This is a genomic window from Tardiphaga sp. GW821-FHT12E02, from assembly GCF_058807155.1.
Map to the genome: position 1 here is coordinate 2,275,836 of NZ_JBXAQK010000001.1, position 12,092 is coordinate 2,287,927.

The following is a 12,092-nucleotide window of genomic DNA, read 5'->3' on the forward strand; positions in this document are numbered from 1 at the left end:
CGGAGCTGCACATCTCATGGTTCGAGACGGCGCCAAGCGGCGCCTCCTCACCATGAGGCAGAGTGTTAGGCGCGCGCTTTCGGATAAACCCGGTCGATCAATTTCCGGCAATAGTCCGGCGTCGGCGGCTCTTGGCTGATCAGGATGCGATAGACGATGGGCGCGACGACATGATCGATGACTTCATCGATGTCGAACGGTGTCTCACCGCGCATCTTGGCCCGTTCGGTAAGGGTCGTGAGATGGTCATTGGTGAAACTGCAGCAAACGCAGGACGCGCCCTCAGCGGCGTCCAGTGTCCCGTCCCGCAGCAATGCCCGGCCGACCGGAGATGACATCTCCTCGGCATATTGCTCGATGAAGGCCCGCAGGTCGGTCTCTACCGCGCCGGTGTCGTCGGGCTCCCCGATCGGCCGTAGCCTGGCCACGGCGACATCGGCCAGCAGCGATTGCAGGTCGCCCCAGCGTCGATAGATGGTGGAGGGCGTGACGCCGGCTTCGGCCGCAATCTGCGGCACAGTGATCTGGTTTCGGGTGGAAAGCCCGCCCAATTTACGGACAGCCTCATGCACCGCGTTCTGGATCCGCGCGCTGCGTCCGCCTGTTCTTGTCCGTTCTTTCGTCGTCATGACCGTCCTTGGCGCATGAGCCATGCGGAAATGTGAGAGGTTCTTAACGCAAAGTATTTGCTTTAAGCCTGTCGGCGCCCTAAGTTCACTAACGCAATTAGTTAGCCTTTGGGAGGCCGCGATGCAAGGAAGCCCCGGTGAGACCTGCATGTCCGAAGCGCCAAGCGATCTGCCCATGAAGCGCGCGCCGCTCTGGGCCATGGCGGCCTTCAGCTTCGTCTCGGCCGCCACGGTGGTCGGCAGCAGCAGTGCAGCCACGCCGTTGTATCGGCTCTATCAGGAAAGCATGCATCTCACGCCGCTGATGATCACGCTGGTCTTCGCGGTCTATGCGATCAGCCTGCTGGCGGCACTGCTGACGGTCGGAGGCCTGTCAGATTATATCGGCCGTCGGCCCCTGATCCTGGCGGGGTTGCTGATCAATGCCGTGGCCATGATGTTGTTTTCCTATGCCACCGATGTCGGCGACTTGCTTCTCGCGCGCGCAGTGCAGGGGCTCTGCGTGGGCGCATCGACGACGACGCTCGGCGCCGCCATCCTCGATAGCGACCGCAAGCGCGGTCCGCTGCTCAACAGCGTCAGTGCGTTTGTCGGCCTGATGGTTGGCGCGCTCGGTGCCGGGCTGCTCGTGACATTCGCGCCCGATCCGTTCCATCTCGTGTATGAAGTGTTGTTCGCGATCACGGTGCTGCTGATCGTATTGCTGTGGTTCATGCCCGAGACAGTGTCGCGCAAGTCTGGCGCGCTTGCGTCATTGAAGCCGAACCTTCGCGTGCCTCCGCAATCGCGCGCGGCTTTGCTGTTGGTGGCGCCAGCGACGATTGCAAGCTGGGCGCTTGGCGGATTCTATCTGTCGCTCATGCCGACCATCGTGGCTGTCACCATGGGTGTCAGTGCGCCATGGGTCGGCGGTGTCGTGGTGGCGGTGTTGATGCTGTCAGGCGCGTTATCCGTCGGGGCGTTGCGCCATCTGCCAGCACGTCGATTGCTGCTGATCGGGACATTTACTCTGTCCATCGGCGTCGCGGTCACGCTGCTTGGCATCCAGCAACACAGCACCGTCGCGCTGTTCCTTGGAACAGCGATTGCCGGTATCGGTTTTGGATCGTCCTTCGCAGGTGTTCTCAGCACATTGCTGCCCACCGCCGAAGCGCATCAGCGCGCCGGCCTGCTGGCCACCTTTTACGTGATCTCGTATCTGGCCTTCAGCCTGCCGGCACTGGCGGCCGGCGTCTCGGTGCCATTCGTCGGGTTGGCTGTCGTCGCCTATGTCTATGGCGCGGTGGTGATCGTGCTCGCCGTCATCTCCCTGATCGCCTCGCTGCGCAAAGCGGCGTGAGGTCAGATCGCGTCTGGATGGTACAGCGTATCCACCGTCACCGTTCCGACGGCGCGTGATACGCAAGGACAGATCTTTGCGTTGCCGCTCTTCTGGTGATCGCTGAAGAATACGTCGCGATGGTCGATCTCGCCGTCCACGGCAAGCACGTCGATGGCGCAGACGCCACACTCGCCGCGTTCGCAGTCCGACATCACCTCGAAGCCGGCGTCGTTGAGCGCCGACAGCATCGAACGGCCCTGCGGCACCACGATCTCTGCGCCGCTATCTTTCAGACGGACGCGGAATTCGCTGGTGGGCAACAGGCCGCTGGAGCCGAAGGTCTCATAGCGCAGATCGGCCGGTTCGCGGCCAGCTGCGTTCCAGGCGCCGCGGGCCGCTTCGAGCATGCGCATGGGGCCGCAGAGAATGACGATGGCATCGGCGGGGAGCGCTGCAAAGGTGGACGAAAAATCCAGTCGTGTGCCTTCATCGCTGGCGTGGACGGTGAGGCGATCACCGAGCAAAGCTGCGAGCTCGTCGAGATAGGCGGCATTGCCGCGTGCTTTCACGGCATAATGCAGATGCAGATCGATCGCCTTGCAGTGGAGCGCCGAGGCAATGCCGGTGATTGGCGTGATGCCGATGCCGCCGCCGATCAGGCAATAGGTCTTGCGAGTCCAGTCGATGTCGTACAGCGATGACGGCGAGGAGATGTCCAGCCGGGCACCGGCCTGCAAGGCCCACATGGCTTGCGAGCCGCCGCGGCTATCGGGCGCCAATCGCACGGCGATGCGCAGCATCTCGCTGTTGCGCTCGCCCACCAGCGAATAGGACCGGGTCTGCGGCTGGCCATCGATGAGAAGGCTGACATTGATGTGGCTGCCGAGCGGATAGGACGGCAGCGCGATGTCTGGCTTCAATGTGATCTCGCGAATGTCAGGGGCGACATTGCGCGTGGCCTCGACGCGGCATCCCATCCAGTGTTCTGCAAAACGCATGAAAACTCTCCGTCAGTCCGTCGGTGCCGATGTGAGCAGCGCCAGCGCCGGCAGCAGATCGAGGTGGCTGCGATTACGTAGCGCGAGGCGCAGATTGCGTACCGCGAGCCGCGCATGTTCGCGCATGATCGCCTCGGCGCGCGCGCCTTCGCGATTCTCGATAGCATCGACGACGATGCGGTGATGCTCCTGCCCGATGAGCAGAATGTTGTGCGCCTCCGGCAGCGCCGACTGCGCCATCACGAAAGCGCTGGGCGAGGCGAAAGGCATTGCGGCGACGCGGTCGATCTGCCGGATCACCGGCGCGCTGCCGGAGAGATCAGTCAGCAGTGCATGGAAACGTGCATTCATGGTCACATAGGCGGAGAAAGCCTCGACCGAAATTGGATCCTGCCGCACCAGCTGATCGAGATCCGCGAGGCACTCTTTCAGCGGCTCAAGATTGCGCGCGCTGGCGCCGCGCTCGGCGGCGAAGCGGGCGGCCAGGCCTTCCAGCGTGCCGCGGAGTTCGATGGAATCGAGGATGTCACGCTCTGAAAAAGCCTTCACCATGAAGCCGCCGGACGGGATCGCCTGCAGCAGGCCTTCGTCCTCCAGCCGCACCAGAGCCAGCCGTACCGGCGTGCGCGACACGCCGGTGATCTCGACGGCCTGCAATTCGCTGATGCGTTCGCCGGAGCGCAGTTGCGCGGACAGGATCATGTCGCGGAGCGCGAGCTGCGCGCGCACGGTCTGCGAGACAGAGCGGTCGGATTCGCTCATCGGGTCACTCCGCGGCTTGCAAGCGCGGCGGGCCCTCGCGCTCGACCATGCGGTCGATGACGCGGCGGGCCCACATGGCGCCGGCATCGATATTGAGATTGTAGAACACGCGATCCGGGTTCTCGGTCATCGCCTTCTGCTGCGCTTCGAGGATCAGCTCGTCCTCGTGAAAAATGCCGGCAACGCCCTCGCGGATAGCAGTGGTGATCTTCTGTTCGGTGAGGCGGTAGTTGCGCACGAACGCCCAGAAATAGTGGCAGGTGGTTTCGGTCTCGGGCGTCATGGTGTTGAGCACGAAGCCGTTGACGCCCTGCGAGCGATCGCCTTCTGGCGCGCCGGTGCCGGCGGGGGCCACGCCGACATCGATATTGACGGTGCAGGGCGCCTCGAAGCGGATGATCTGCCAGCGATCGACGGGGCCGGGTTTCTGCAACTGCGCGGCCCAGAACGGCGGCGCTTCGATGCCCTTCATCCAGCGTGTCACGGTGACGGTCTTGTCGCCATGGGTGACGTCGAACGGCGCCTCGGCGACGTCGTCCTGACCGATGCTGGAGCCGTGCACGAAGGTCTCGTGGGTGAGGTCCATCAGATTATCGACGACGAGCCGGTAGTCGCATTTGACTTGAATGGTCTTGCCGTCGCCGGCCCATGCGGGATCGTCATTCCAGTGCATGTCCGGCACGAGAGCGGGGTCGGCCAGCGCCGGATCGCCCATCCATAGCCAGATGAAACGGTGCCGCTCGACGACGGGATAGGAGCGCACGCAGGCGGAGGGATTGATGGTTTCCTGCGAGGGCATGAAGGTGCAGCGGCCCTGCGCGTTGTATTTCAGCCCATGATAGCCGCAGACCACGGTGTCGCCTTCGAGGCGGCCCTTGGAGAGCGGCACCAGCCGGTGCCAGCAGGCATCTTCCAGCGCGCTGACGCCGCCATCGGCGCGGCGATACATGACCACATGCTTGCCGCAGATCGTGCGCGGATACAGCGCGCGCTTGATATCCACGTCCCAGGCCGCGGCGTACCAGGCATTCATCGGAAATGAAGCAGGCATCGGTTTCCTCCTTGGCGCCTTTTGGCGTTCCAGATGTATACAGATCAGCGGGTTGGAGGCAGCCTATAACGTATTTCCTGCTGTTGGAAAGCGATAATGTATACCGGCGTAGGCGGTCTCGACTGAAGTAGGTACTAAAAAACCGCCCGTCAGGGCGGTTTTCGTGTCGATCTGTATACGGCGCGATCAGACTTCCCGGCGGTTCAGGAACGCCAGTCGCTCGAACAGGTGTACGTCCTGCTCGTTCTTTAGCAGGGCGCCATGCAGCGGCGGGATCAGCTTTCGGGGATCGCGTTCGCGCAGTTGCTCCGGCGACATGTCCTCATTGACCAGCAGCTTCAGCCAGTCGAGCAGTTCCGAGGTGGAGGGTTTCTTCTTCAGGCCTGGCACGTCGCGCACCTCGAAGAAAATGCGCATGGCCTCGGCGACCAGGCGCTGCTTGATGCCAGGGAAATGCACCTCGACGATCTGGTTCATCGTCTCCATTTCCGGAAACTTGATGTAGTGGAAGAAGCAGCGGCGCAGGAAGGCGTCGGGCAGTTCCTTTTCGTTATTTGAGGTGATGATCACCACGGGGCGCTTGGCGGCCTTGATGGTCTCGCCGGTCTCGTAGACATGGAATTCCATGCGGTCGAGTTCGAGCAGCAGATCGTTGGGGAATTCGATATCAGCCTTGTCGATTTCGTCGATCAGCAGCACCGGGCGCTCGGCATGGGTGAAGGCTTCCCACAATTTGCCGCGCTTGATGTAATTGGCGATATCCGAGACGCGGGGATCGCCGAGCTGGCTGTCGCGCAGGCGCGACACGGCATCGTATTCATACAGGCCCTGCTGCGCTTTCGTCGTCGACTTGATGTGCCAGGTCAGCAGCGGCGAGCCGAGTGCCTTCGCGACTTCCTCGGCCAGCACGGTCTTGCCGGTGCCCGGCTCGCCTTTCACCAGCAGCGGGCGCTCCAGCACGATGGCGGCATTGACGGCGACCTTGAGGTCATCGGTGGCGACGTAGTCCTTGGTACCGGTAAACTTCATGAACAGTCTTGCCTTGTTGCTCTTGTCGCGCAGCTGCGCGTTGAAATAGGGAAGGTCGCGATGTGTGGGAGCGTCTAGCGCCGGATCAGCGAGAGGATCACCAGCACGATGACGGCACCAACGGTGGCATCGAGGATGGAGCCCAGCGTGCCACTGGCCAGCGTGACATTCAGTTTCGGCAGCAACCAGCCGGCGACCAGCGCGCCGATGATGCCGATCACGATATTGCCCAGCAGACCGAAGCCGGCGCCGCGCACGATCAATCCGGCGAGCCAGCCGGCAATGGCGCCGATCAGCAGCGCTGCTAGAATACCCATCCGATCAATCCTCTGATGCGCCACGACATGCGCGCTTTGGACGGAAGTTTAATTGAATTATCGGGCAGGTCCAGTCGGGCGGCCGGCATGTACGATGCGCACATATGCCATGACGCGGAAGAAGCCGGTTGGAGGTGGCGCTAGCCGTGCTGTTCGAAGCCAGCGCTGAAGTAATCCTGCTCCAGCGCCGCATGCGTCACGACGCAGTCGCGCCCGCGCCGTTTGGCCTCGTAAAGCGCAAGGTCGGCTTCACCCAGCAGGACATTCTCGTTCGGTGAACGCGCGGTACGATGGGCGACGCCGATGCTGACCGAGAGATAGCCGCGCGCCGCGGCGACATTCGGGATTTCCAGCGCACGGATACGGAGCCGCACCGCCTCGGCCACTGTCATGGCGCTGGCTTCATCGACATCCGGCAGGATGATGGCGAATTCCTCGCCGCCGTAGCGCGCGGCGAGAGCGGGCGTATTGATGGTGGCATCCGCCAGCACGGAGGCAACGCGCTTCAGGCAATCGTCGCCGACCTGGTGCCCCATGGTGTCATTGTAGCCCTTGAAGTGATCGATATCGATCAACAAGACCGAGAGCTTGCTGTCCTCCGCAAAAGCACGGCTGAGGAAATTGTCGAGGGTTCGGCGGTTGGCGAGGCCGGTGAGGCCGTCGATGGTGGCGAGTTCGGCAAGCCTTGCATTAAGCGCCGTCAACTCGTCCTGCATCGTCTTGCGCTGGGTGACATCGCGCAGCACGCCGACGATCTCGATATTCTCATCGGCATCTTCGGCGCGTTCGGCGAGCTTGAAGTTGATCTCCACCCAGGCGATCGACTTGTCGTCGCGATAGGTGCGGAACACGACATTCTCGGTGGTCACGCGGTCAGTGAGCCGCGCGCTCGCAGCGCGTACGGCGGCGAGATCGTCGGGATGCACCAGTTCGAGACAGGAGCGCCCGATGAGATCCTTCGGGTCGAGCCCGAGCACGAACTCGACCGAATGCGAGACATAGAGAAAATGGCCGGTGCGATCGAGCAGGATGACGACGTCAGCGATATTGTCGGCCAGCAGCCGGTAGCGCGATTCTCGCTCGCGGAGCGCATTCTCCATGTTGATGCGAAACTGGAACTGGGTGGACAGCAATGCCGCGAGCAGGATGACGCTGCAAAGAAGAACCGCGGCCACCGCGACATCGGACTTCAGATTGTCGCGCCAGTTTGCCAGCACCTTCTTCTCGGGAATGGCGACGGTGACAATGACCGGATAGACGTCGCTCCTCTCGTAACCAAAATACTTCGTCAGCCCATCGAAGGGCGATGCCACGCGATAAAAGCCGCGGGGGCTTTCCTTCAGCCGGTTCTGGATCAGCTGGGTGCCTGATAGATCCTTACCGACATCCATCGATGGCCAATGCGCCAGCACGATGCCGTCGGTCCTGATCAGGCTGATTCCCGATTGTTCGCCGAGATCGAAGCTCTTGAAAAAATCGCTGAAATAGTCCGTGTCGATTGCGGCTACGATCACGCCATTGAACGCGCCGGACGGATCGTTGATGCGCTTTGACAGCAGGATTGTCATCCGCCCGGTGATGCGTGATTTCAAAGGCTCGCTGATGCGAAGGCCCGCGTCGCTATTGTCGCGGTGATAGGCGAAATAGGCGCGATCGTAATTGTTGTGCCGCGGTGTTTCGGGGAGCGACGAATAGCGCCATTCGCCCGTCGTATCGAGCACGCCGAATTCGCGGATCTGCGGCAGCGATTTTGCCGTGTTGGCGAGGAAGAGATTGAACCGATCGGGACGCGGATTCTGGTATTTCAGCAGATCGACCATGCCGCTCAGGGCGACATCTGCGGCCTGGAACGTGTGCGTGGCATGTTCCTGCAGTGAGTGAGCGAGATTGCGGATATCGACTTCGCTCTGCAGCAACGCGCTACGCCGGGCATCGACGGTCTTCCACAGCACAAGGCCGAGCACGCAGGCGCTCATCGCCAGCACGAACAACGTGACAATGGCGCCAGGTGCCGAGAGCCGGCTTGGAGAATATGAGGTCGATGCGGCCATGCGTTGACTACCATTCGGGCCGTCACCATGGCCCGATGAGCTTACACGATAGCTAAGAACGCCCATTATCGGCGTGACACTCTCTCATGTGGTTACTACCGCGAGAAGAGTTGAAACAAATACCTGCAATCTCGGCGTTTGCCGTTTTACTATCCCGGTTGACGGAATTCGGCCCGTGCTTTGAGTTTGTTCGGCTATTTGGCGATTGGCGCGGGCCAGGCGTACAGGCGGCACGCAACTATCTACCACATGCGCCCTTGACGGACGCAGGGGCTCGGGCAATCTGTCAATCATGTTCCTGCAATTTTTCACGTCACTGCGCGATGCGCAGGTTCCGGTCACGCTGCGTGAGTATCTCACGCTGATGGAAGCGCTCGACGCCAATCTGGCGGATCAGTCGGTGGAGAATTTCTATTATCTCTCCCGCGCCGCTTTGGTGAAAGACGAGCGCAATCTCGACAAGTTCGATCGGGTGTTCGGCTCGACCTTCAAGGGGCTCGAGAATCTGCTCGATGCCATGGAGAAGGCGGAGATCCCGGAGGAGTGGCTGCGCAAGCTGGCCGAAAAATATCTCACCGACGAAGAGAAGAAGCAGATCGAGGCCATGGGCTGGGACAAGCTCATGGAGACGCTGAAGAAGCGCCTCGAAGAGCAGAAGGAACGCCATCAGGGCGGCAACAAGTGGATCGGCACCGCCGGCACCTCGCCCTTCGGCGCCAACGGTTATAACCCCGAAGGCATCCGCATCGGCCAGGACAAGAGCCGCAACCAGCGCGCCGTCAAGGTCTGGGACAAGCGCGAGTTCAAGGACCTCGACGGCAATGTCGAGCTCGGCATTCGCAACATCAAGGTGGCGCTGCGTCGTCTCCGCAAGTTTGCGCGCACTGGCTCAGCCGACGAACTCGATCTCGACACCACCATCCGCGAAACCGCCAATCACGGCTATCTTGATGTCCACATGCGGCCGGAGCGGCGCAATGCGGTGAAGGTGCTGGTGTTCTTCGACATCGGCGGATCGATGGATTCGCATATCGAGCAGGTCGAGGAATTGTTCTCGGCCGCGAAGAGCGAATTCAAGCACATGGAGTATTTCTACTTCCACAACTGCCTCTATGAGGGCGTGTGGAAGCAGAACAAGCGCCGCTTCACTGATCGCACGCCGACCTGGGACGTGCTGCATAAATATGCGCATGACTACAAGGTCGTGTTCGTCGGCGACGCCTCGATGTCACCTTACGAGATCATGGTGCCCGGTGGCTCGGTCGAGCATGTGAATGAAGAATCCGGTTCGGTGTGGCTGGAGCGCGTGACGCAGACCTATCCGAACACGGTGTGGCTCAACCCGGTGGCGCAGCGGCACTGGGATTATTCGGAATCGACGACGATCATCCGTCGCCTGCTGTCCGAGCGCATGTATCCGCTGACCATCGAGGGCCTCGAAGGCGCGATGAAGGAATTGGTGAGGAAGGCATGACCCAGACGATCACCCGCGGCTACAAGGCGCTGCTCGACGAGGCCAATGCGCAGATCGAGACCATGAGCGTCGAGGACGTCATCAAGGCCGCGCAGTCGCCGGATGTGGTCATCGTCGATATCCGCGATCCCCGCGAGATCGAGCGCGAGGGCAAGATCCCGGGCTCGTTCTCCTGCACCCGCGGCATGCTCGAATTCTGGATCGATCCGGAAAGCCCCTATGGCAAACCGATCTTCCAGGAAGACAAGAAGTTCATCTTCCACTGTGCGTCGGGCTGGCGTTCGGCGCTGGCGGCCAAGACCGCGGCCGATATGGGCCTGAAGCCGGTGGCGCATCTCGGCGGCGGCTTCACCGCCTGGCGCAATGCCGGCGGTGCGGTGGAGAAGGTCGAGCCGAAGGCGCCGAAGGGCGCGTAGTCACCAGTCGCATCACGAACATTCGTCGTGCCCGGGCTTGTCCCGGGCATCCACGTCTTTACCTTGAACAAGGCGTGGATGGCCTGAACAAGTCCGGCCATGACGGGAGAGAACATTGCATGACAATCATCACCGATCCGCTCGTTTCCACCGAATGGCTCGTCGCGCATCTCGGTGACCCCAAGGTCAAGGTCGTCGACGCATCCTTCAAGATGCCCGGTGTGCTGCCGCTGCCGATCGACGATTATCTCGCCGCGCATATTCCCGGTGCGGTGTTCTTCGATGTCGATGCAGTGTCCGATCACTCTATCGACCTGCCGCATATGTATCCGAGCGCAGACCAGTTCGCGCGCGATATCGGCGCGCTCGGCATTTCATCAGATGACACTGTGGTTCTTTACGATGCCGGTGGCTGGGTCGCCGCCCCGCGTGCATGGTGGATGTTCCTGTCCTTCGGGCACATGAATGTCCGCATTCTCGATGGCGGATTGAAGAAATGGCGTGCCGAGGGGCGTCCGGTCGATGACGGCAAGGTCACGCCGCAGCCGGGCAAGTTCACCGCGACATTCGATCCGTCCTATGTGCGCAGCAAGGCGCAACTCATCGCCAATCTCGACAGCCGCGCCGAGCAGACCATCGATGCCCGCGCCGCCAACCGCTTTGAAGGCAGCGTCCCTGAGCCCCGTGTCGGCCTGCGCTCCGGCCACATCCCCGGCAGCCGCAACCTGCCTTACAACCTGCTCTTCGATGCTGCGAACGGCACCATGAAGCCGATCGATGAGCTGCGGGCAGCATTCGATGCGGCCGGGCTCGATATCGCCAGGCCCGTGGTGACCACTTGCGGCTCCGGCGTGTCCGCCGCGGTACTCACGCTGGCGCTGTATCGCCTCGGCGTGCGCGGCTCTGGGCTCTATGATGGCTCATGGTCGGAATGGGGTCTGCAGAACGGCCCGCCGGTCGCGACCGGGCCCGCGTAAGTTTTCTCAGCGATCAGCGCAGCTGCGTCAGCCCGAACGGATCCTGTTGCTGCTGCGCGACCGGCGCTGCTGCCGGCGCAACGCGTGCAGCCACTCGCCGTTTGGCGGCGGGCTTTTTCACCACCTTCTTCGCAGGCTTGGCCTTGGGCGTCTCCGCCGTCGGGCGTGCGTTCGGAAGCGGCACCGGTTCGGTATCGATCGGCGGGCCACCGAGCACGGCCACCTTGCTCGACGACAGTTTGGCGTCCTCTTCGGTGAGCGTGGCCGTCGGCAGCTCCATGATCGTTGCGGTCGGCAGCGAGATGCTGCCGGTGGTCTCGGCAGCGGGCGGAGGCGTGGATTCTGCCAAGGCGGGCGCTGGCTCCGACAGGTCGACAGGAGCCGATGCAACGACCGTGGCGGGCTCGCCAGGCGTCACCGGAGGTGTTTCGACGACCGCAGGCTTGTCGGGGACAGCCGCAGGCATCGCGGCTGCCGTGGTGATCGCCGTGGGCGCCTGGGGTAGCTCAGCTTCGGTCTGTACAACCAGCGGTGCAGGCTCGCCGGGCTCAACGGCTGGGGCGGTGACTGGCTCAGTGACGTCGGTTGCACGCGGCTCGAGCCGCAACATAGCCAGCGAGGGCACGGTGTCCGGCTGTTGACTAAAAACCGTCGCCGGCGGCGGGCGTCGGTTGGGCAGGCTGGCGAATTCCTCGTGGGCGCTGCGCAGCAGCGCAGCTGCACCCATACCGAAGATGACCAGGGAGACCGCGAGGACGACAGCGGCGCACACGAAACGAATGCCGGGGAGCATGACTTCTGTTCCGCCTTCGCCATGCGCGAAGGCTTTCGAACCAGGGGAACGCGGTGAGCACGCAGAGAAAACAGCCCGAATGACAATGCGAATCAGGGCTGATCGAACATACCGCAGCGTCTTGCGAACCGTTTGTTAAAAGATGCAGGGCAGAAACGAAGCGTGCTTACTGCGGCGTTAAGGCTCATCAGCTGCGGCATGTTGGCCACGCCTGCGGGCAATCGTGCGAATGTGACGGAAATGCGGGGCTTTTTCCCGGATTTGTCTTGAATGC

Annotated in this window: 12 protein-coding genes; 4 read left to right on the top strand and 8 right to left on the bottom strand. The window is 62.1% G+C overall.

Annotated elements, in window-relative coordinates; all coding sequences use genetic code 11:
* Positions 1-65: 65 nt before the first annotated feature.
* The gene (locus AC1RQ5_RS10750) at positions 66-629 is read right to left on the bottom strand and encodes a TetR/AcrR family transcriptional regulator (protein WP_493198843.1); all 564 of its coding nucleotides are present in this window, start codon (positions 627-629) and stop codon (positions 66-68) included.
* A 148-nt stretch (positions 630-777) separates the two neighbouring features.
* Here AC1RQ5_RS10750 and AC1RQ5_RS10755 point away from each other — a divergent pair, with 148 nt between their 5' ends.
* A complete protein-coding gene (locus AC1RQ5_RS10755; protein WP_398482007.1) occupies positions 778-1,968 on the top strand; it encodes an MFS transporter in 1,191 nt (396 codons plus the stop codon).
* A gap of 2 nt (positions 1,969-1,970) precedes the next feature.
* On the opposite strand, the gene AC1RQ5_RS10760 is transcribed toward AC1RQ5_RS10755, so the two are convergent.
* The 6 genes from AC1RQ5_RS10760 to AC1RQ5_RS10785 all read right to left on the bottom strand — a co-directional run bounded on the left by AC1RQ5_RS10760 (position 1,971) and on the right by AC1RQ5_RS10785 (position 8,158).
* A complete protein-coding gene (locus AC1RQ5_RS10760) occupies positions 1,971-2,948 on the bottom strand; it encodes a PDR/VanB family oxidoreductase (RefSeq protein WP_493198845.1) in 978 nt (325 codons plus the stop codon).
* 12 nt (positions 2,949-2,960) lie between these two features.
* Positions 2,961-3,710, bottom strand: a complete 750-nt coding sequence (locus AC1RQ5_RS10765; RefSeq protein ID WP_493198846.1) for a GntR family transcriptional regulator — start codon at positions 3,708-3,710, stop codon at positions 2,961-2,963.
* A 4-nt stretch (positions 3,711-3,714) separates the two neighbouring features.
* A complete protein-coding gene (locus AC1RQ5_RS10770; RefSeq protein WP_493198848.1) occupies positions 3,715-4,761 on the bottom strand; it encodes an aromatic ring-hydroxylating dioxygenase subunit alpha in 1,047 nt (348 codons plus the stop codon).
* 186 nt (positions 4,762-4,947) lie between these two features.
* Positions 4,948-5,790: an AAA family ATPase gene (locus AC1RQ5_RS10775; protein WP_398481998.1), complete on the bottom strand. Its 843-nt coding sequence runs from the start codon at positions 5,788-5,790 to the stop codon at positions 4,948-4,950.
* Positions 5,791-5,864: 74 nt separating this feature from the next.
* Positions 5,865-6,107, bottom strand: a complete 243-nt coding sequence (locus tag AC1RQ5_RS10780; protein WP_398481996.1) for a GlsB/YeaQ/YmgE family stress response membrane protein — start codon at positions 6,105-6,107, stop codon at positions 5,865-5,867.
* Positions 6,108-6,247: 140 nt separating this feature from the next.
* The gene (locus AC1RQ5_RS10785; RefSeq protein WP_493198849.1) at positions 6,248-8,158 is read right to left on the bottom strand and encodes a sensor domain-containing diguanylate cyclase; all 1,911 of its coding nucleotides are present in this window, start codon (positions 8,156-8,158) and stop codon (positions 6,248-6,250) included.
* A gap of 292 nt (positions 8,159-8,450) precedes the next feature.
* On the opposite strand from AC1RQ5_RS10785, the gene AC1RQ5_RS10790 reads away from it, so the two are divergent.
* The 3 genes from AC1RQ5_RS10790 (at position 8,451) to sseA (ending at position 11,025) form a co-directional block, all read left to right on the top strand.
* Positions 8,451-9,632 (top strand): vWA domain-containing protein, encoded by a 1,182-nt coding sequence (locus tag AC1RQ5_RS10790; RefSeq protein WP_398479980.1) that lies wholly within the window; start codon positions 8,451-8,453, stop codon positions 9,630-9,632.
* On the top strand, positions 9,629-10,048 hold the full coding sequence (locus AC1RQ5_RS10795) for a rhodanese-like domain-containing protein (protein WP_398479978.1): 420 nt from the start codon (positions 9,629-9,631) through the stop codon (positions 10,046-10,048). Before AC1RQ5_RS10790 ends, AC1RQ5_RS10795 begins: the two co-directional genes overlap by 4 nt.
* A 119-nt stretch (positions 10,049-10,167) precedes the next feature.
* Positions 10,168-11,025, top strand: coding sequence for a 3-mercaptopyruvate sulfurtransferase (gene sseA, locus AC1RQ5_RS10800; protein ID WP_493198852.1), 858 nt, complete (start codon positions 10,168-10,170; stop codon positions 11,023-11,025).
* A gap of 13 nt (positions 11,026-11,038) precedes the next feature.
* Here the strand turns inward: sseA and AC1RQ5_RS10805 are convergent, their stop codons facing one another.
* Positions 11,039-11,818 carry a hypothetical protein gene (locus AC1RQ5_RS10805; protein WP_493198854.1) on the bottom strand — a complete coding sequence of 260 codons (780 nt, stop codon included), beginning with the start codon at positions 11,816-11,818 and terminating at the stop codon, positions 11,039-11,041.
* Positions 11,819-12,092 lie beyond the last annotated feature (274 nt).